General features: G+C 70.9%; 18 protein-coding genes and 2 pseudogenes. 6 read left to right on the forward strand and 14 right to left on the reverse strand.

Translation table 11 applies throughout. From position 1 onward, the window contains the following. Together EG812_RS28380 and EG812_RS28385 are read left to right on the forward strand one after the other, a co-directional pair. A partial coding sequence (locus EG812_RS28380; protein ID WP_233579680.1) for a hypothetical protein occupies positions 1-949 on the forward strand: 949 nt, incomplete at its 5' end. Positions 950-986: 37 nt separating this feature from the next. Further along, the gene (locus tag EG812_RS28385; RefSeq protein ID WP_286047957.1) at positions 987-1379 is read left to right on the forward strand and encodes a DUF2083 domain-containing protein; all 393 of its coding nucleotides are present in this window, start codon (positions 987-989) and stop codon (positions 1377-1379) included. Positions 1380-1522: 143 nt separating this feature from the next. Here EG812_RS28385 and EG812_RS28390 read toward each other — a convergent pair whose 3' ends face one another. The 9 genes and pseudogenes from EG812_RS28390 to EG812_RS29835 form a co-directional block, all read right to left on the reverse strand. Further along, positions 1523-2443, reverse strand: coding sequence for an ECF transporter S component (locus EG812_RS28390; protein WP_126713406.1), 921 nt, complete (start codon positions 2441-2443; stop codon positions 1523-1525). Then, the gene (locus EG812_RS28395) at positions 2440-4071 is read right to left on the reverse strand and encodes an ABC transporter ATP-binding protein (RefSeq protein WP_126713407.1); all 1632 of its coding nucleotides are present in this window, start codon (positions 4069-4071) and stop codon (positions 2440-2442) included. Before EG812_RS28395 ends, EG812_RS28390 begins: the two co-directional genes overlap by 4 nt. Further along, positions 4068-5312 (reverse strand): CbiQ family ECF transporter T component, encoded by a 1245-nt coding sequence (locus EG812_RS28400; RefSeq protein ID WP_126713408.1) that lies wholly within the window; start codon positions 5310-5312, stop codon positions 4068-4070. The genes EG812_RS28395 and EG812_RS28400 overlap by 4 nt, the downstream gene beginning before the upstream one ends. Then, positions 5305-6240 carry an SCO2322-related protein gene (locus EG812_RS29180; protein WP_158632567.1) on the reverse strand — a complete coding sequence of 312 codons (936 nt, stop codon included), beginning with the start codon at positions 6238-6240 and terminating at the stop codon, positions 5305-5307. The genes EG812_RS28400 and EG812_RS29180 overlap by 8 nt, the downstream gene beginning before the upstream one ends. Beyond that, positions 6237-7700, reverse strand: coding sequence for a prenyltransferase/squalene oxidase repeat-containing protein (locus tag EG812_RS28415; protein WP_126713411.1), 1464 nt, complete (start codon positions 7698-7700; stop codon positions 6237-6239). The genes EG812_RS29180 and EG812_RS28415 overlap by 4 nt, the downstream gene beginning before the upstream one ends. A gap of 334 nt (positions 7701-8034) precedes the next feature. Then, positions 8035-8529: an SCO2322-related protein gene (locus EG812_RS28420; RefSeq protein ID WP_193386298.1), complete on the reverse strand. Its 495-nt coding sequence runs from the start codon at positions 8527-8529 to the stop codon at positions 8035-8037. Positions 8530-8560: 31 nt separating this feature from the next. Further along, positions 8561-9604, reverse strand: coding sequence for a prenyltransferase/squalene oxidase repeat-containing protein (locus EG812_RS28425; RefSeq protein ID WP_102656675.1), 1044 nt, complete (start codon positions 9602-9604; stop codon positions 8561-8563). Positions 9605-10213: 609 nt separating this feature from the next. Next, positions 10214-10291: pseudogene (locus EG812_RS29830) on the reverse strand (CGNR zinc finger domain-containing protein); the annotation flags it as partial. Positions 10292-10595: 304 nt separating this feature from the next. Then, positions 10596-10793, reverse strand: a complete 198-nt coding sequence (locus tag EG812_RS29835; protein ID WP_013732900.1) for a hypothetical protein — start codon at positions 10791-10793, stop codon at positions 10596-10598. A gap of 129 nt (positions 10794-10922) precedes the next feature. Here EG812_RS29835 and EG812_RS28440 point away from each other — a divergent pair, with 129 nt between their 5' ends. Then, on the forward strand, positions 10923-11186 hold the full coding sequence (locus tag EG812_RS28440) for a PDDEXK family nuclease (RefSeq protein ID WP_126713412.1): 264 nt from the start codon (positions 10923-10925) through the stop codon (positions 11184-11186). Between the two features lie 120 nt (positions 11187-11306). Continuing rightward, positions 11307-12425, forward strand: a complete 1119-nt coding sequence (locus EG812_RS28445) for an IS630 family transposase (protein WP_233579681.1) — start codon at positions 11307-11309, stop codon at positions 12423-12425. 3 nt (positions 12426-12428) lie between these two features. Here EG812_RS28445 and EG812_RS28450 read toward each other — a convergent pair whose 3' ends face one another. The 3 genes and pseudogenes from EG812_RS28450 to EG812_RS30200 all read right to left on the reverse strand — a co-directional run. Beyond that, positions 12429-12698 (reverse strand): hypothetical protein, encoded by a 270-nt coding sequence (locus EG812_RS28450; RefSeq protein WP_086011323.1) that lies wholly within the window; start codon positions 12696-12698, stop codon positions 12429-12431. 55 nt (positions 12699-12753) lie between these two features. After that, positions 12754-12996 (reverse strand): DUF2267 domain-containing protein, encoded by a 243-nt coding sequence (locus EG812_RS29840; RefSeq protein WP_233579683.1) that lies wholly within the window; start codon positions 12994-12996, stop codon positions 12754-12756. Positions 12997-13054: 58 nt separating this feature from the next. Further along, a pseudogene (locus tag EG812_RS30200) lies at positions 13055-13162 on the reverse strand (DUF2267 domain-containing protein); the annotation flags it as partial. 630 nt (positions 13163-13792) lie between these two features. Here EG812_RS30200 and EG812_RS28460 point away from each other — a divergent pair. Then, the gene (locus tag EG812_RS28460; protein ID WP_013732893.1) at positions 13793-16270 is read left to right on the forward strand and encodes an ATP-dependent Clp protease ATP-binding subunit; all 2478 of its coding nucleotides are present in this window, start codon (positions 13793-13795) and stop codon (positions 16268-16270) included. 91 nt (positions 16271-16361) lie between these two features. Here the strand turns inward: EG812_RS28460 and EG812_RS29185 are convergent, their stop codons facing one another. Together EG812_RS29185 and EG812_RS28465 are read right to left on the reverse strand one after the other, a co-directional pair. Beyond that, positions 16362-16538 carry a hypothetical protein gene (locus EG812_RS29185; RefSeq protein WP_158632568.1) on the reverse strand — a complete coding sequence of 59 codons (177 nt, stop codon included), beginning with the start codon at positions 16536-16538 and terminating at the stop codon, positions 16362-16364. A gap of 133 nt (positions 16539-16671) precedes the next feature. Then, complete coding sequence (locus EG812_RS28465) at positions 16672-17331, reverse strand: DUF1345 domain-containing protein (protein ID WP_199743981.1); 660 nt, start codon at positions 17329-17331, stop codon at positions 16672-16674. A gap of 696 nt (positions 17332-18027) precedes the next feature. Here EG812_RS28465 and EG812_RS28470 point away from each other — a divergent pair. Continuing rightward, on the forward strand, positions 18028-18387 hold the full coding sequence (locus EG812_RS28470) for a hypothetical protein (protein ID WP_013732890.1): 360 nt from the start codon (positions 18028-18030) through the stop codon (positions 18385-18387). Positions 18388-18592: the final 205 nt, after the last annotated feature.

Genomic DNA, 18592 nt, shown 5'->3' on the forward strand with positions numbered 1-18592 from the left:
CGCGATCAACTGCTCATCCGTGACCGCATCCGCCGGCCTGGCCGCCGGCTCCTGCCCCGAGGTGATCTCGGTCGTCATCTGGCGTCTCTCCCTTGATCGGTCGATCAGCCGTTATTTGTACAGTCCCCTGCTCGGCGGCTGCTCCCTCGCCCTGCTCCTCCACGCCGTCCACAACGCCGACATCTACAAACTCGAGGGCCGGATCATCGACGTCGTCGTCTCCATGCCCCAACTCGGCGCCGCCGGCGCCCTCGCCGCCCTCGCCGCGTACGCCGTCGCCCACCTCGCCCCCACCACCTGGCTCGCCGGACCACCCACCACCGCCGAACCCACCACCGGCCGACTCATCCGACACGCCTACCTCACCGCCGCCATCGCAGGCCCCATCACCGCCGCCCTCTACGGCCTCGCCGTCGGCACCGCCCTCCAATACCCCTACCGGCCATTCCTCACCTGGACCCTCGGCTGGGCACTCCCCCTCGCCGCCTGCGCCACCATCATCGCCGCCGCCGCACCCCGCATCCCCGCCGACGACCTCCCCCACTGGCTCACCCGCACCAAACCCGTCATCACCCACGCCGCCATCGCCGCCACCGGCATCCTCCTCATGACCACCGCACTCATGTCCATGCCCATGAACAGCACCGGCATCGGCGTCATCCGCAACGGCGGAGCCGCCCTCATCGGCATCGCCACCGCACTCACCCTCACCCGCATACGCACCATCCGCATCATCACCGCCACCGGCCTCGCCATCGGCTACGCCCTCGTCGTCACCTGGCCCACCCACGGCGCCCTCATCACCGGCTACCTCATCGCCCTCACCTGGTGGACCATCCACCTCACCGCCCACACCCTCCGACTCGCCTTCCCCCTCCACCGGACAGCCCTCCACCGACTCATCGGCAACCAGCGCCACGGCGGCGACCGGCCACCGCCGCAGAAGTAAGAAGGGAAACCCGCCAGCAGACCGCCCTGCACTCAGGCTGTCCTCCCGCTTCGGCGGCACCTGCCCACTATGGATCATCTACGAAGCGATCGCCGCCCCCGGACGGATCCTCACCCAGGTCGCCGAGATGCCCGACGGCAAACGCTACTTCTGGATCGCCCGCACCGTCACCCACGGCGGACGCGGACACCACAGCCCGCGCAGCACCTTCGCCGTCGCTCTCGGCTGCGAACTGCGCCACGCCCACCGGCTCGTCTACAGCGACGGCGTTGCCCTCGACGACCCCCGCACCGCCACCCCGATCGGCCTCGGCTGCCGCATCTGCGAACGCCGCGACTGCGCCCAACGGGCGCGACCGCCCGCCGCCGGGCACCTGCTCATCGACGAGAACCGACGCACTGTCATCCCCTACCCGGTGGACCGCAGATAGGCAGAGCCGCCGCCGTCCCCGTCGTGACCATCCGCTACTCGGCCCGCTCCGGCCACAACTCGACGACCAGGCGGTACTCGAACTCGCGTCAGGTGAGCGGTGAACATGGCACCCCGTCCGGTTACCCGTTCGCGAGCGCGTCGCTATGGGAAGGGCGTCTGTGGCGGCAGATGAGGGTCGACCGCCGGAACCTGCTGTCCGCTGCCCTGCGGGAGCACACCGCAACCACCATCCTCTGCGGGCGTGATCGGCACAGGCCCAGGTGCCGATGGTGCGGCGAAGGTGACCGGGGCGTCGAACGCGGCCCGGCGGGCGGCTCGGCGCAGCGCCGCCAGGACAGCCGGTCCGACCAGGACGATGGCGACGGCGGTGGTGACCGCCCGGCCGGTGTCCCAGCCGAAGGTGGAGGTGACGGCGGTGAAGACCGCGAAGCGGTGCAGGTTCTCCAGCACCGGTGCACCGGCGACGTAGGAGAGTTGAGTGTCCGCGCCGACGCTGAACGGCCAGAACCAGAGGTTCATCAGCAGCCCGTACGCGTAGGCGGCGACCGCGCCGTACCCGGCCAGCACGGCGATCTCGGCCCGCCCCCGCAGCCGGGACGGCAGCAACCCCGCGCCGAGCCCCAGCCAGGCCGCGGCCAGCATCTGGAACGGCAGCCAGGGTCCGACCCCGGCGGTGAGCAGCGCGGAGGCGAACAGCGAGATGGCACCCAGCAGGAAACCGAACCCGGGTCCGAAGACCCGGCCGGCGAGCACGAGCAGGAAGAACACCGTTTCGATGCCGGCGGTGCCGGCGCCGAGCGGGCGTAGGGCGGCGTTGACGGCGGCGAGTACGCCGAGCATCGCCAGGGCCTTGCTGTCGATGCCGCCGGAGCTGAGTTCGGCCAGAACGAGCGCGAGCAGGATCGGTAGGACGATGATGAAGACCAGCGGCGCCTCGGTGGTGCGGGCCATGCTCTCAGGTTGGGCGGGGACGAAGAACGGCCAGGTGAAGGTGGCGAGCGCGGCGACGGAGGCCAGGGTCAGGATGACGGCGGTGCGCGGGGCGACCCGCAGCACGCTCATCGCGGCACCTCGGTTCGGGTCAGCGCCGTGGTGACCTGGTCCACCGTCAGCCAGGACTGCGGAGCCAAGACCTTGGCGACCTGGGGCGCGAACGCCGGTGAGGCGAGCATGACCTCGGCGGCAGTACCGTCGGCGACGATCTCGCCCTGAGCCATCACCACGACCCGGTCGGCGAGGATGGCGACGAGTTCGACGTCATGGGTGGCGACCACGACCGCCCGACCCTGCGCGGCCAACCGGCGGACCACGGTGGCGAACTGCCGCTTGGCCCGGTAGTCCAGTCCCCGAGTCGGCTCGTCGAGCAGGACCACCGGTGGGGCGGCGGTGAGCTGGACCGCGAGCGCGAGGGCCAGCCGCTGCCCCTCGGACAGGTCCCGTGGGTGCCGGTCGGCCGGCAGCCCGGGGGTGAGGTGGTCCAGTAACGCTCGGCAGGTCCCGTCGGGCACCTCGGACTCCCGGTCGGCCTGGGTGCACTCGGCCGCCACCGTCTCTAGATAGAGCAGGTCGCCGGGGGTCTGCGGGACCAGTCCGACCCGGCGGCGGGCCTGCGCGGCGGGCAGCGCCTTCAGATCGGTGTCGCCGTCCGGGCCGGGCACGGTCACCGTGCCGCTCTGGCGTGGGCCGCTGCCCTGCACTGCCCAGAGCAGGCTCGACTTCCCGGAGCCGTTGCGGCCCATCAGCGCGACGACCTGGCCCGGGTGCAGGTCGAGGTCGACGCCGCGCACCGCCACCGTGCCCGGGTACCGCACCACGACGCCCCGCGCGGTCAGCGCCGGTACGCCGTCCGGCACCGGCGCGGCCGGTGGGGGTGACGCGTCGGCGAGCCGCTGCCGGAGGTCGCCCGCACGACGCCGGGCGTCGCGGACGGAGAGCGGCAGGGGTGTCCAGCCGGCGACGCGGCCCAACTCGATCAACGGCGGGGCCAGCTCGATGCCGGCGAGCACGGCGTCCGGTGGCCCGTCGACGACAGTGCCGTCGCCGGGCAGGTAGAGCAGCCGGTCGGCGTACTGCACGACGCGTTCGAGTCGGTGCTCGGCCACCACCACGGTGACGCCGAGGTCGTGGACCAGGCGGGTGACGGCGGCCAGGACGTCCTCGGCGGCGGTCGGGTCCAGCGCCGAGGTCGGTTCGTCGAGCACCAGCACCTGCGGGTGGCTGGTGAGGACCGCGCCGATGGCGACCCGCTGCTGCTGCCCGCCGGAGAGCGTCCGCAGCGGACGGTCCCGCAGCTCGGCGATGCCGAGCAGGTCGAGGGTCTCCTCGACGCGCTTGCGCATGACCGGCGCGGGCAGCGCGAGTTGTTCCATGCCGTAGGCGAGTTCCTCCTCGACGGTGTCGGTGACGAAGCCGGCGAGCGGGTCCTGGCCGACCACGCCGACGACGTCGGCCAGGTCACGCGGCGGATGTGCCCGGGTGTCGCGGCCGTGCACGGTGACGGTGCCGTACAGGGTGCCGCCGGTGAAGTGCGGCACCAGGCCGTTGATGGCCCGCAGCAGCGTCGACTTGCCGGCTCCGGTGCGCCCGGCGACCAGGCACAGCTCGCCCTCCGGGATGTGCAGGCGGACGTCGCGCAGCATCGGCTCGGGGCTCTCGGCGTACCGGACGGTGACCCGGTCGAAGTCGATCATCGGTGCGCCTCCGGCTGGGCGGTGTCGCGAGGCGACGTGTGGTCGGTACGGCCGGTCGCCGCCGGTGGCACGGGCAGCGGTCGCGGGGCGGGGTTCGCCGTCGGCGCCGGTGGGGCCAGCCAGGCCGGTGCCACCGCCACCAGCACCGCGAGCACCAACAGGGGCGTCAACTCCGGCCAGGTGAGCGGGCTGACCGGCGGGTAGAGCCGCTCCGGATCCACCGTGCCGGCCATCGTCATCACCGCAGCAGTGGCCAGGCCGCACCCGGCGACGGCCAGCTCGGCCAGCCGCCACCGGTCGGGGCGGTAGCGGCTACGCCGCACCTGACGCCCGGCCAGCAGCATTCCGGCCACTGCCGTGGCCAGCCCGGCGAGCAGCATCGGCAGGCCGAGGTAGCCCGGCACGGTCGCGTCGAGCAGGCCGTACGTGCCGACGCAGACGCCGACCAGCCCGGCGAGCACCAGGGCGCCGGTGAGTGCACGCTGACCGGCCGGTACGGCGGCGGTGCGTCCGTAACCCCGCGAGTCCATCGCCGCCGCCAGGGCGAGGGACCGGTCCAGGGCGTCGGCCAGCACCGGCAGGGCGATGCCCCGCAGGGCGCGCAGGCCGTGCCCGGCAGCACCGCGCAGTCGGCGGGCGCGGCGTACCCGCAGCACGCTCTCGACCAGTTGCGGGGCGACCGACAGGGCGACCACCACCGCCGTGCTGACCGCGTACAGGGCGCCGGGTACGGCCTTGAGTAGCCGCTTCGGGTTGGCCAGGGCGTTGGCGGCACCGAGGCAGATCAGCATCGTGGCCAGCCGCAGCCCGTCGTAGAAGCCGCCGAGAAGTTGTTCGGCGGCGACGGGACCGAACAGCCGGATACCGGCCGCCCAGGCGGGCAGCGGGATCTCCGGCAGGTGGAGCAGGACGTGGTCGCCCTGACCACCGCCGAAGACGAGGCGGAACAGCACCCGCATCGCCACGATCACCGCACCGAGCACCAGGTACATCCGGAACGCCAGCGCCCAGGGGGCGTCGCCGCGACGACGGACCACCACCAGCGCGGCCGCGGCGACGATCATCGCCAGCGGCAGCGGGTTCGTGGTGTGGCTGGCGGCGGTGGCCAGCCCCAGCGCCCAGCACCACCACGCGCCCGGGTGCAGGCTGCGCGGTAGCCGGCCGGCCCGGACGGACCGGGCCCCGGACCACGCCGACACCCGGGCGGGCGGTCCGCTGTCGACGACGGCCCGGTCAGTCATCCGGGGTACGCCGACGACGGGCCGCGAGGACACCGCCGCCGACCAGTGCCACCAGCAGGAACAGCCCGGCCAGGGTGCCCAGCGGCAGACCGTCGCCGTCCCGGGCCCCGGTCGCCTCGACCGGCGGGAGCGAGCCCGTCGGGTCGGTTGACGGCACGGGGGCGGCGCCCAGGGGCGGAACGACGCTCGCCGTCGGCGGCACCTCCGGCGCAGGGCCCGACGGGTCGCCGGTCGGCGCGACCGGGACCGAGGCGGCGGGCGTACCACCTGCACCGGTCGGGGTGCCGACGCCGGGTGCCACGGGTGCGTCCGCGGTCGGTGGCGGGAGGGCGGGTGGCGGGTTGCCCGGTGCTGGTGGGGTAGGTGCGGGTGGTGGCGGGGCCGGTGCCGAGGTGCGGGGCGGCGGCGGTGCCGGTGGTGTGGTGCGCGGCGGGGCCGGCCGGTTCGGTGCCACCGCGGGTCGCGGCGCATTGTCGGCGCTGCGGTTCAGCGAGAACGACCAGCCTTCGAAGCTGCCCGCCGGGGGCTTGCGGTTGAGGACCCCCTTGTCGCTGTACGTCCAGACACCGCCGTCCGGCGCGTGCCAGTACGACCAGTAGGCGCTGGCCGGCGGGGTGTCCACGCACTTCTCCGTCGCGGCCGAGGGTTTACCCTCGATCCGGCAGATGAAGCCCTCGCCCCAGCGCAGGGTGCCGGTGATCTGGAAGCCGGCGTTCTTCAGCGCGGCAAGGCCGGTGGCCTGGTCGCCCGGGGCGCAGCGGATAACCACCCCACCGCCGAGTTCCTTGAAGTCGACCACCACGGTCACCCCGTCGGCGTCCGGACACTGACCGGCGCGGCCGGCGGCCTGGGCCGGAGCCGCCCCGACGGCCGTGCTCGCGGCGGTCACCGCGAGCACCACTGCCGCACGGACCGCCCGGCTGCTCATGTGGCCCGCCGGCGGCCCAGCACCAGCAGCACCGCTCCCCCGCCGACGAGCAGCAGCGCGGTGAGTACGTACCCGCCGATGGCCACGCCGGTGGTCGGCAGGCGTCCCGGTCCGCCCGCGACCGGGCTGGTGCTCACGGTCGGCGTGGCGACAGGCGTGGACGGTGTGTCACTCGGCGTCGGGCCGGCGGTGGGCGTGTCGCTCGGAGACGCGCTCGGCGTCGGGCTGGCGGTCGGCGCGTCGGTCGGCGTCGGCGTCGGTGTCGGTGTCGGTGTCGGTGCGGGCGAGCCGGTGGGCGTGGGCGACGCGCTGGTCGACGGGGTGGGGCCGCCGGTGGGCGGCGGGTCGAGACCGATCCGGCCGAGCGGCACCTGGGCCAGGCCGAGCAGCGCCTGGGCGGTAGCGCGACGCCACTGGTCCCGAAGGTTGCCGGTGATGCCCTCGTCGACCGCCTCGGTCAGCGCGCCGGTGTCGTAGGCGATGGCTCCTGCGTCAGCCGTAGCGGCACCACCGTTGGCTCCGGTGAGCTGCAGCGCTGCCAGGGCCTGGGCGGCCCGGGTGGCCTCGGTGTCGCGGCCGGCCGCGGCGAGTGCCTGACCGGCGAGGCCGGTGCTGTTGGAGTTCGCGCCGCTGGTCGGCCCGGACCCACCGAAGGACCCGTCGGCGCGTTGCTGTGCCACCAGCCAGTCCACGCCGCGTCCCGCCGCGTCGTCGGCACCCGCGGCCAGCAGCGCCTGGACGGCCATCGCGGTCGAGTCGACATCGAGCGTGGCGTTGCTCTCGGCGTCGCAGGACGGCGACGGTGCGCCCGCAGCATCCGGGTACAGCCGAAAACCACCGGCCGCGCACTGCTGCCGGACCAGGAAGTCGACCGTCTCCTGCGGTGCGCCGCCGCTGCGTGCCAGACCGAGGACCGCGAAGCTCTGATCGAAGGTGTTGGACGGGTCCTGGCCGGACTCGTCGGTGGTGCGGCTGGTGATCCGACCGTGCTGGTGACCGGTGTGCGCCCCGGAGACCAGCGCCAGGGTTTCCGCCCGTAGGTCCCAGCCACCGAAGTCGGTCGGATCGGCGCCGGCGGCGGAGGCCGCATAGAGCAACTTCGCAGTGGCGCCGCCGTCGGTGAAGCCCTCGATGCCCCAGTCGTCGTAGCTGTTGTAGGAGCGCACGTTCGCGGCGATCTGCGCGGTCGCCGCCTGCCGGGTCGACGGGTCGACGCCGGTGGCGGCCAGGGCGAGCATGCCGTCGATGGTGAGGCCCCAGTCGGCACCACCGAACGGCCCGGGCAGGACACCGTCGGCGTACTCGCCGGCGAGCCAGGCTGCGGCGTCACGCGCGGCAGCGCTGTGGGCCGCAGAGGAGGCGGCCACCCCAGAAGGGGGTGTGGCGACGACGATGGCGAGCGCCGTGGCGACGGCGACGCCGAGACCGGCGCCGACGCGCCGGAGCGGGGATGTGGGCATCAGGGGTGCCTTTCGCAGAGCGGTCGGTGAAAGCTCCGGAAGGCACCGGCAACGCCGTCGCGACGACGTGCCGAAAGTCGGCTGCCCGGACTTCACCCTGTAGACCTCGACAGTGGAAGCCGCTCGTCCGATTCGGGGCATTCCGGCTCGCGAGACAGGGCTCGCTCACGGTTGCGGGTCAGCGCCGGCTTTTACCGGCTTCCCCCCGAACGGGACGCATTCAGTTGTGTGCCCGGCACGCCGGGTGTCGACACCGTACCGTGCGGTCGCCCTACGGTGCCAGACGGCGTCGACACCCGGCAGGCGTCAGCGGCTCATCAGCCCGATCTGCAGGTCAGGGGGCGGTGATGCTGGGTGCCACACCGGCACCGAAGGACCATCCCTCGACCGTGCCCGGCGCCGGGTTGTAACTCGTCGCCCCCAGCGTGCTGTACGTCCAGGCGGCGCCGCTGCCCGAGGCGTGCCAGTACGACCAATACGCGCTGGCCGGCGGGGTGTTGATGCAGGGCTCAGTCGCGGCGGTCGGTTGACCGTTGATCCGACAGACGAACCCCAGGCCCCACCGCTGCGTTCCGGTCACCGTGAAGCCGGCGCCCTGCAGCGCGGCAAGCCCGGTGGCCGGGTCACCGAGAGCACACGCCACCTGGACGCCGCCACCGAGCGAACCGTAGTCGACCACCACGGTGACACCGGACGTCCCGGTGCACGTGGTGGCCTGCGCAGCCCGCGGGGACGGTTCGACAGCGATCAGTCCGAGGGCGACTACGGCGGTGGCCAGTACACCGGCGAGCCACCTACGGACGGGAATCTGGACAAAGGACATGGACACTCCTTCGAGGGGACGGGCGCTGTCTGGACCGTCAGCGGCAGCGCAGGATGGGGGCACCGGGAGACGCGGTGGCCGTGGTGAGCCGGGCATATCCGGTGCCGGTCAGGCCGAGCACGGCCTGGGCGGTGGCGCGGGTGGCGGTCGCCGGGTCGAAGACCCCACCGTCGAAATCAACCGCTCCCCGGTCGGCCACCGGCGCGGCGCAGCCGACCTGTAGTCCGGCCAGGAAGAGCCGGGCCCGCAGCCAGGCCACCGGCCGACCCCCGTCGCGCAGCGCCTGCGCCGCCAACCCGGTGCTGTTCGCATTCGCGACCCCGCCCGCGCTGGCGAAACCGCCGTCGACGCGCTGCACGGAAACCAGCCAGCGCAGTCCCGCAGCGGCGTCGGCCGACCGGCCGGCGGCACGCAGCGCCTGCACCACGACGGCGGTAGCATCCACATCGGAGACACAGACCGGCTGGGCCGCCAGCAGCGGATAGCCGCCGTCGGGGCACCGCGTGCCGGCCAGCCACCCGGCGGCGGCCGCCGGCACGCCCTGCGTGGTCCGGTCCAACGCGAGGATGGCGAACGACTGGCTGAACGCGTTGCTGAAATCACCCCACGCCGACAGGTCGGTGAAACGGCCACTGGGCGACTGGAGCGAGCGCAGCCGGGCGATGAGATCCACACCGCCGACGTCAGTCGGGTCACCGCCGCGCACCGCGACCGCGAGGGCAAGCTTGGCGGTCGCACCCGCGTACGCCTCGGTGACTCCGTCGCCGATGTACCCGTCGCGAACGCCCGGTCGGGTGACCCAGGCCAGGGCCTGGGCGCCGAAGTCGTCGGCGGCACCGGCGGCAGCGAACGCGAAGACCGCGTCGAGGGTCAGCCCCTGGTCCGGGTACGCGACGCCGTCGAAGACGGTCTCGAAACGTTCCCCGTCAACGAGTTGGCGGGCCAGCCAACCAGCGGCCGCATCCGGCCGGACGGCACCCACCTGAGTGGGCGCGGCGACCGCCGGGGTGGCCAGGGTGAGAGCGGCGAGTACGCCGCAGAACAGGGCGAGCAGGCGGTGCCGGCTCAGGCGGACGACCATCGGAAGCGCCTTTCCGGCCCGGCGGTCGTCAGAACCCGGCCCGCCCGGCGAGGGCGCGACTGGCCGGCCTCCGACCCGTGGGCCACGACGGGTGAGGAGCAGGACTCGCGGGCACGGCAGGTATTCGGGCTCGCCACCAGGGATACCCCTGGCGGCCCACCGTTGCGGGCCAGCGCCGGACTTCGACCGGACTTCCCCCGCACGCACACGCGGCTGTTCAATTGTCGCGCCAGTCTCGTCCACCCCGCAGCCGCTGTCAATCCGCGACCAGACACGCACCGTATGTGACCGTGACGGGTGGGGACCCCCTCCAGCCGGATCAGCCATCCGGCGTGACCGCCACAAGGGATTAAGAACAACCATCGATCTGGCAATTTCCTCGACGGAGTGCCCGCTCGATCGTGCCGGACACGTTCCTGCTCCAGACGTAGCCCCGGGGCATACCGGTCGGTGAGCAGGTCTGCGTAAAGGTCGGCCTCGTCCGGATGCGGATGGGGAAGCTCAGTCCGGATCGGGTTCGGCTCCCGATTGCCTGGGTCGCCACACTCGGTAAAGCTCCTCATTCCACCGGCTGCGCCCTGACCATCGACCGGCTTCCCTGGGCGGTGGTCAGGGCTGGGTGGCGCGGTGTCTGGCGCGGTGGGCGCGGACGTGGTGGCGGGTGGCGCACCGGTCGGAGCAGAACCGGCGGCATCGGTTGCTGCTGTCGTCGAGGAACGCGGTCGGGCACCGTGGTTCCGCGAGACGCCGAGCCGGTCGATACCCCGTTCACACAGCCACACGGCGAGTCCCCACACGGCGGCGGCGACGTACTCGACCGAGCGCGGTGTGCCAGGTGTGGCGACGTGCACGGCCAGTCGACCGCCGAGGTGCCGGAGATCATTGGCCGGAACCGGTACCGGCCCAGCAGGGCTTTGAGCTCGTCCACCGCCTCCCGCTCGCCGCCTGCCGTCACGCTCTGGAACACCTGACGCAGGCGATGTCCGACCACCTACAGCCTGTGCAGGTCGGTGTCCACGACGGCGGACAGTGGGGGATGGTCGGCCAGCAGCGTCCGCGCGTCGGTGAGATCGTCGAGCCGTGCGTTGGCCAGTGCCATCGCCCGCAGGGCGAGTCGATAGCTGTCGGCCAGCCCGCTGCGGTTGCCCGTGCCGGCGCCGCGGGCACGGGATGGACGCTGTGATCCCACCGTCGTCGGGGCCGACCGTACGCCGACGGGTTGTGCCCTTATCGGGTCGCTGTCCGGCACCCCGCGCACCGTCCGTAGACGACGACACCGCCGGGCTGGGCGGGCAGATCTGGCCCGACGGCGCGTGCGGTGGCGAGGCTCGCGTCGACCGCCTCGGGCAACTGCCGCATGTCGCCGCAGGCGCCACAGACGGCGTGGTGGTGCGCGTCGTCGCCATCGCTCTTGATCGAGCTGCCCGAAAACATGGACCGCGACAAACGAACCCGCCAGGCGCTCGAGGACGCTGGCTGGCTGCTGATCGTCGTATGGGAGCACGAGGACGTGAGCCTGGCAGTTCACCGCATCGTCAAGTCGGTGCGAACCCGCCGAGGATTCACTGCACTTGAAGGATGAGCATCGACGGCATGGCTTTCCAGGAGCTCCCTAGTGCTCTGACCACGAAGGTTCGCGGTGTTGGATGACACGCCGTCCGGCTTGGCTGACGGGCGGCGTCGCGGGCTTCAGGCTGTGGCGGTGGCAGAACCCGTGCGCGTCCGGCGGCTCAGTGACCAGGAGGGTCAGCAGCTGCTGAGGATCACCCGTCGTGGTACCGGCTCGCCGGTCCGATTACGGCGGGCCATGGTCGTGCTTGCTTCGGCCGGTGGGAACACGGTGCCGGCGATCGCCCGGCTGGTGCAGGCGGACGAGGACACGGTCCGGCAGGTCATCCACCGGTTCAACGAGGTGGGCATGGCCAGCCTGGACCCTCAGTGGGCGGGTGGCCGTCCCCGCCTGATCAGCGACGATGACGAAGCGTTCATCGTCGAGACGGCCAACGCCCGCCCCGAGGCACTGAGGCGGCCGTTCACCCGGTGGAGCGTGCGCAAGCTCGCCGACTACCTCACCGCCCATGCCACTCGCCGAGTTCGGATCGGGCGGGAGCGTCTGCGGCAGATCCTGCACCAGCACAAGATCACCTTTCAGCGGACGAAGATGTGGAAGGAGTCCACCGACCCCGACCGGGATGCCAAGCTGGCCCGCATCGAGTACGTCACCGCGCATTTCCCGCAGCGGGTGTTCGCCTTCGACGAGTTCGGGCCACTGGTCATCCGTCCGCAGGCCGGTGCCGGGTGGGCGCCGTCCGGGCATCCGCAGCGGCTGCCGGCGAACTACCACAAGCTGCACGGCGTCCGGCAATTCCACGGCTGCTACAGCGTCGGGGACGACCAACTCTGGGGCATCGTCAGGCGTCGCAAGAGCGCTGCGAACACCCTGGCCGCGCTCAAATCGATCCGGGCTGCGCGTCCGGACGCAGCGCCGATCTACGTCATCCTCGACAACCTCTCCGCGCACAAGGGCCTCAAGATCCGGGCGTGGGCGGCTCAGAACAAGGTCGAACTGTTCTTCACCCCGACGTATGCGTCCTGGGCCAACCCGATAGAAGCCCAGTTCGGCCCGCTGCGGACCTTCGTGATCGCCGGCTCCGACCACCCGAACCACACCGTCCTGACCCGCAAACTGCAGGCCTACCTGCGCTGGCGAAACGTCAACGCACGTAATCCCGACGTCCTGGCCGCCCAACGCCGCGAACGCGCCCGCATTCGCAGCGAACGCCAACGAGGCTGGCGGCAGCCGACTACACGTGCCGCCTGAGCGTCACGCATCGCCGGTTGCCCGCCCCACCCCGCCAAGCGCATCCAGTAGCCGGTTCCTCGCCTCCTGCAGCCGGACGGGGTAATCCGGCCTGAACACCTCCGCCAGCGAGGTCTCCAGCGTCCCGGAGATGCGATACAGCGGGGACCAAACTGCCTGGTCGCGATCGACCAACTCGTCGAAATCGGCAGTGCCCATCATCCGGTGAAGCCAGTCTGAGAACACCAACGCCTCGTCCCGGCTCAGCCTGATCATGAAGTCGTCCTCCGTCACCGCGCCGAGGCTACCGCCCACTCGACACCGTGAACGTTCGTGGTCAAGGCACTAGCTAGGTGCCAACCCCGCGGGTCTGGAGCCGTTCAGCCCTCGGCCCGGTCAACTGCCAGAACTCCTGCGGCAACTGGTCGACAGTGTCCCCGTACTCCTTCGCTCTGACCGACTCACGAAGGGTGTCCAGCACGGCCCGTGCTCCGTCGGTGGCCACCTGGTAATCCACCCCGGCCCGTGACTGCACCCGTTCGAAGAATTCGGCCAGTCCGAACCGTTCCGGATCTTCGGTGGGCCTGGCCACCAGCCCTCGTGGTTTCCTGAGGGAGTTGGGAGGCGAGGTCCCTCGCCTGGCCGCCTGTGATCCTTTCTGCCAACGTCTCGAGCGTGGCGCGGGTGATCGGTTCCGCCTGCCCCGGTGGAACCTTCGGTCGTGCTGCCACGGACTGGACGAACTCGGTGTAGTTCACCTCGGATCCCCCTTTCGAACCGATTACGGCGGGTGCCCGCGCCCGCCCGGGTGAAACGGCGGTTCGCCCCGCAGCCGGGTGGTGGCGGAGCGCGATCCCGACGAGGGCTCCGAGCCGCTCGACGGGGAACGCCCCGTCCCTGACCTGCTCCTTCAGCAGGTCAGGGCTGGCGGGCTAGGTAGACAAGACGCGCACAGCAACGCGCCGATCAGCCGGTAGAAGGCAACGGCCAAACGCTGGTCCCATGTTGGCGTGCTTCTGCAGGGCGTCCGGCCCGACGATGGTCGGAAGCGGCAGCAGCGCCGTGGTGAACAGCACGAACAGGTCGGTCCATTACAGGCCGCGATCGATTGCTGGATGCAGTCGAACGCCGCCTTGAGGTTGAGCCATACGACGGGCACGTACGAGTAAGAGGGCAAGGTAAGCGACGTGCTCGGGCACGAGAATGCCGAAGGTTTTACGGCGGTGGGTGACGACGGCGACCATCCCACCTGCCCCGCAGCGAGTACAAGCCCTGACCTCCCTCGCAAACCAACAAACCGCAAAAGCCGCCTTGGCTGGCGAAAGGTGCGTAGCGTTCAGGTGGGGCCTGTGCCGAGGACCCCCACCCATCCGGCAGGAAGGTATGAGATGTCGCTCGACGCGTTCCGCATCCCTGGCGGCTCCTTGGATGACCTGGTGAGTCGGTTCTTCGGAGGGGATCCGTTCGCGGGACGTCCGGTGGAGCGGGTCGACCTGTCCCGGCTGCTCTCCACCGAATCGCGGCAACTCCTGCAACGGGCAGCCGAGCAGGCTACAGAGTGGGGCAGCCCGTACCTCAACGTCGAGCACCTGCTGTGGGCCGCTGCCCAGTCCGACCCCACCCGCCGGATCCTCGACGCGAGCGGCGCCGACTCCGACGACCTGGCTCGCCAGATAGAGTCGGCCGTCCCCAGGGGCAGGCCACGCGAGGACACGCCTCCGCTCGCGCCGGCGGCGAAGCGCGCCCTGCTCGACGCGCACCGCGAGTCGCGACGGTCCGGCGCGACATACATCGGCCCCGAACACCTCCTACTCGGCATCGCCGCGAACCCGGAGACGACCGCGGGCCGGGCGTTGCGGGCCCTCGGTGAGGCCGTCACCGGGCCCACGCCGCCGGCTGGCGGCGCCGGTGGGCGCGGGGCCAGCAGCACCCCCACCCTTGACCAGTACGGGCGGGACCTCACCGAGGACGCCCGGGCCGGTCGGCTCGATCCGGTCGTCGGGCGTGACGACGAGATTGACGACACGATCGAGGTGCTCTCCCGGCGTACGAAGAACAATCCGGTGCTCACCGGCGAGCCGGGCGTCGGCAAGACGGCGATCGTCGAGGGCATCGCACAGCGCATCATCAACGACGACGTGCCCGAAACCCTGGCCAACCGGCGTGTGGTCGCACTCGATTTGTCCGGGATGGTGGCGGGCACCAAGTACCGCGGTGAGTTCGAAGAGCGACTGAAGAACGTGATCCAGGAGGTGACGGCCGCCGAGGACGAGCTGATCCTCTTCATCGACGAACTGCACACAGTTGTCGGCGCGGGCGGCGGTGGCGAGGGGGCGATGGATGCCGGCAACATGCTCAAGCCCGCCCTGGCCCGCGGCGAACTGCACGTGGTCGGCGCGACGACACTGAACGAGTACCGTCGCTACATCGAGAAGGACCCGGCGCTGGAGCGCCGGTTCCAGCCGATCCTGGTGTCGGAGCCGAGCGTGGAGGACAGCGTCGCAATCCTCAAGGGCGTACGCGACCGGTACGAGGCGCACCATCAGGTGCGCTACACGGACGAAGCGCTGGACGCCGCGGCTGAACTGTCCCATCGCTACATCACCGACCGGTTCCTGCCGGACAAGGCCATCGACCTGCTCGACCAGGCGGGGGCACGGGTCCGGCTGCGTTCCCGCACCCCGGCTCCGGACAAAAAGGAGATCGAAAAGCGGCTGTCCCAGCTGCGCCGGGAGAAGGACAGCGCGGTGGCGAACGAGGACTACCAGCGCGCGGGTGCGCTGAAAGCCGAGATCGGTGCGGCCGAGCGGGACCTGGCGGCGGCGCAGGAGGGCACGCCTCCGGTGCCCGAGGTGCACATGAGCGACATCGCCGAAGTGGTCAGCCGCCGTACCGGTGTTCCCGTCACCCAGCTCACGGAGGTGGAGAAGCAGAGGTTGAGGCGCATCGAGGAGCAACTGCACGAGCGCGTGGTCGGCCAGCACGAGGCCGTACGGGCTGTGGCGGCCGCCGTACGCCGATCGCGCTCCGGGCTGAGTGACCCCCAGCGACCCGACGGGTCGTTCCTCTTCCTTGGACCCACCGGCGTCGGCAAGACCGAGCTGGCCCGAGCCCTCGCCGCGGCGCTCTTCGGCGACGAGTCCAGCATGATCCGCTTCGACATGAGCGAGTTCCAGGAGCAGCACACGGTCAGCCGGCTGGTCGGAGCGCCCCCGGGCTACGTCGGGTACGAGGAGGCTGGCCAACTCACCGAGGCGGTTCGGCGCCGGCCGTACTCGGTGCTGCTCTTCGACGAGGTAGAGAAGGCGCACGCGGATGTGTTCAACGCGCTGCTGCAGGTGCTCGACGACGGTCGCCTCACCGATGCGCAGGGTCGCACGGTCGATTTCAGCAACACCATCCTGATCATGACGAGCAACATCGGCGCGGACCGCATTCTGGCCGCGCAGACGGCAGGGCGTCCAGTCAGCGACCAGCGCGAGGAACTGATGGGGCTGCTGGGGCAGCGGTTCCGGCCGGAATTCCTCAACCGGATCGACGAGATCATAATTTTTACCGGCCTGGACCGGGACCAGCTCCTCGAGATCACCGGCCTACTGCTGGACCGCACCCGCCGCCGGTTGCACGCACAGGACATCAACCTTGAGGTCAGCCCGGACGCCACCCAGTGGCTGGCCAACCGGGGCTACCAGCCCGAGTACGGGGCGCGGCCACTCCGGCGCAGCATCCAGCGTGAGCTGGAAGACCGGCTGTCGACCCTGCTGCTCGAGGACGGGGCGAATCCCGGCGACACCATCGAGGTCAATGTCGTCGGCGGCGAACTCGACCTCTCGGTCCGGCCTGCCGCCGCGTCGGCCGGCACATGATGCCCGTCCCACCATCGTCATCGAAAGCCCGAGGAACAGCTCACGAATGACCTGCTCCTTCGGGCGTCGCGTCCACCATCTGCAGCACCCTCTAATGCCGATCCCACAGCGGTGACGCTTTGACGAGCCGCCTCGCCTCGGCGCGGAGGTCGTCCGGGTCGGCGGTCTGATCGACGTGGAGCCTGGTCTCGCCGATCACCCGCGTCTCGTGCTGGATCCAGTTCTGCAAGGAGTGCTCGGTGAACCAGGTGGTGAGCAGGTTGAGCATCCGGTCGTCCCAGGGCCGGATCAAAAACGTTGGTCAGCTTCATCTCCTCGACGCGCCCCCACTGCCCGTGGGGTCCCGCGCCGGGGTACGCGCGGATCCGTTCCAGCAGCGGACGCATGCCATGCCACGTGGATCACGACTGGCCCAGGTTGGTGACCAGGTTGACGGCGACGGCCAGGATGCCAGTTCCGAAGGTATACGAAAGCAGCGCGTGCCCGAGCGCGATCCGGCGCATACGGTTACTCGTCGGTTCGTTCTCGCCCGGGGCGTAGGACATGCCGACCGTGAAAGCGACGTACGCGAAGTCGGCGTACGCCGGTGGATCGTTCCGCTTGAAGTCGATGCCACCGCCGTTGTCGCGGTAGTACAGCCGGGCGTACTTCAACGCGAAGACCGTGTTCACCAGCACCCACGCCAAGACCACTCCGACGACGCTAAGGATCACCAGCGTGACAGCCACCATGTCCTGCTGGTTCGAGGCGCGCACGAGCGCCTCGCCCACCGCGGCGAGACTGACAACGGACGCGATCAGGATCGCCGAGTCAGTGGAACGGGAGTGCTGCTCCGCCTCGGCAAGCTGCTCGGTACGCTTCGGGCTCGCCGACCAGCAGGCCCGCCACACCCAGACGAGGATCGTGCCCGCCGCGATCGTCCAGATCACCAGCGGCGTCAATTCCGGCGCCCCGACCAGCGCGGCGGCCGCCCCGGCGACGACACCGACGGCCAACGACCACAGCGCACGCCTGACCGACAGCAGGCGTCCCAGCGCCGGTCGTCCCGATCGCTGCTCCACCCAGTCAGCGTTCCGGATCAACCGGGTCGAGCAGCGGAAACCCGGAGCCATCACCAGATCGGGCTGCGCGAAGGTGGCGAGTCGACGGCGATCCACGCTCGAAGGCGCCTCGCGGCTGGTTCCGCATACGATGCTCGATGAGCCAGACTGCCGCCGTCCGGGCGCCGATGAGACGGCCGGCAGCCGGACAAAGTCCTCCGGCGGTTGCGCTCACGAGAAAAGTGCCGAGCAGGAGGCTGGCCGGCCAGTAACAGCCTGCGTTAGGGCAGTGGAGCCTGCGGCGAATCCCGGAATGGCCATCGGACCAGTCCGGTTTCGCGGAGAATGTGCTGGCGAACGAGTAGGCCCGGATCGAAAGTAGGGAGTCGACGTAGCGTCGGTGACGGCGGCGCTGCGTGGCGAAGATCCGATGATCCGCGAGCCGGATGACAATTGGGTGTTCAGCGGCACGACTGCCGGTGACAGGCCAGGAAAGCACGAAGGACTCCACTTGGTACGCCCGGACGAAACGAAGGCGCCGCGCGGCCGCAGCGCCAGAGGCGGAAGAGCGGCCAGTGCGCTACGCGGACGACCTGCCAGCTCAACGGCGTGCTTCAGTAGGCCGGCACGGCCGTCGCTGCCAATCGGAACGGTTCCAACAGCATGGACACGTCGCATCGTCGGGCCGCAGGCTCCGGTGCGGATTGGGAGTCACGGATGTGGGCTGTCGCCGTCGGCGTTGACACACTACGCCTGATCACGGCCATTGAGGCCGCCGCAGGCTTCGGCCTGATGACCGCGGCCATCACGTACGTTCTGTCGATTTTCCCACCCACCGCACAGCTCAGTAACGCGGCCCGTAAGGTGCAGACCCAAGCCGACGACCCAGCGCTTCCCGTTCCTCTACTACTTCCGGGCGAGCGACCCGTCGGCCACATCATCCGTGGCACCGCCATGGCATGTCTGCAGGCACGGTGGGGCATCTCCACGGACGCCGCCCATACGCCCGTGTGCAGGGGCGCGAACTGCAGCTTCGTCTTCAGCACGCCATCGACCAATACGCCATCGGCTTCCTGATGCGCTCCCCCGGTGCCTGCGCCGTCCGCTGCACGCCGACGACGCTCATCGCCGCTGGCAGAGCTTGACTGACGCAGCCGACAACTGGGGCGTGGACACGCCCTGGGGAGGACGAGACGGATCTCGACGAGTTCGCCCGGTTCGTCGGATGCTGCCAGACCTTCCTGGATAACCTGGCCGAGCAACATCTGTACCCGCCCGCGCA

The sequence above is a fragment of the Verrucosispora sp. FIM060022 genome, assembly GCF_003977705.1.
Classification (GTDB): Bacteria; Actinomycetota; Actinomycetes; order Mycobacteriales; family Micromonosporaceae; genus Micromonospora; species Micromonospora gifhornensis.

Excerpts from the sequence above, each read along its gene's own strand:
- EG812_RS29180 (WP_158632567.1), bottom strand. The coding sequence starts at position 6,240 with ATGAGCAGCCGGGCGGTCCGTGCGGCAGTGGTGCTCGCGGTGACCGCC.
- EG812_RS28425 (WP_102656675.1), bottom strand. The coding sequence starts at position 9,604 with ATGGTCGTCCGCCTGAGCCGGCACCGCCTGCTCGCCCTGTTCTGCGGC.
- EG812_RS29185 (WP_158632568.1), bottom strand. The coding sequence starts at position 16,538 with ATGCTCAACCTGCTCACCACCTGGTTCACCGAGCACTCCTTGCAGAAC.
- EG812_RS28400 (WP_126713408.1), bottom strand. The coding sequence starts at position 5,312 with ATGACTGACCGGGCCGTCGTCGACAGCGGACCGCCCGCCCGGGTGTCG.
- EG812_RS28470 (WP_013732890.1), top strand. The coding sequence starts at position 18,028 with ATGTGGGCTGTCGCCGTCGGCGTTGACACACTACGCCTGATCACGGCC.
- EG812_RS28395 (WP_126713407.1), bottom strand. The coding sequence starts at position 4,071 with ATGATCGACTTCGACCGGGTCACCGTCCGGTACGCCGAGAGCCCCGAG.
- EG812_RS28460 (WP_013732893.1), top strand. The coding sequence starts at position 13,793 with ATGTCGCTCGACGCGTTCCGCATCCCTGGCGGCTCCTTGGATGACCTG.
- EG812_RS28390 (WP_126713406.1), bottom strand. The coding sequence starts at position 2,443 with ATGAGCGTGCTGCGGGTCGCCCCGCGCACCGCCGTCATCCTGACCCTG.
- EG812_RS28415 (WP_126713411.1), bottom strand. The coding sequence starts at position 7,700 with ATGCCCACATCCCCGCTCCGGCGCGTCGGCGCCGGTCTCGGCGTCGCC.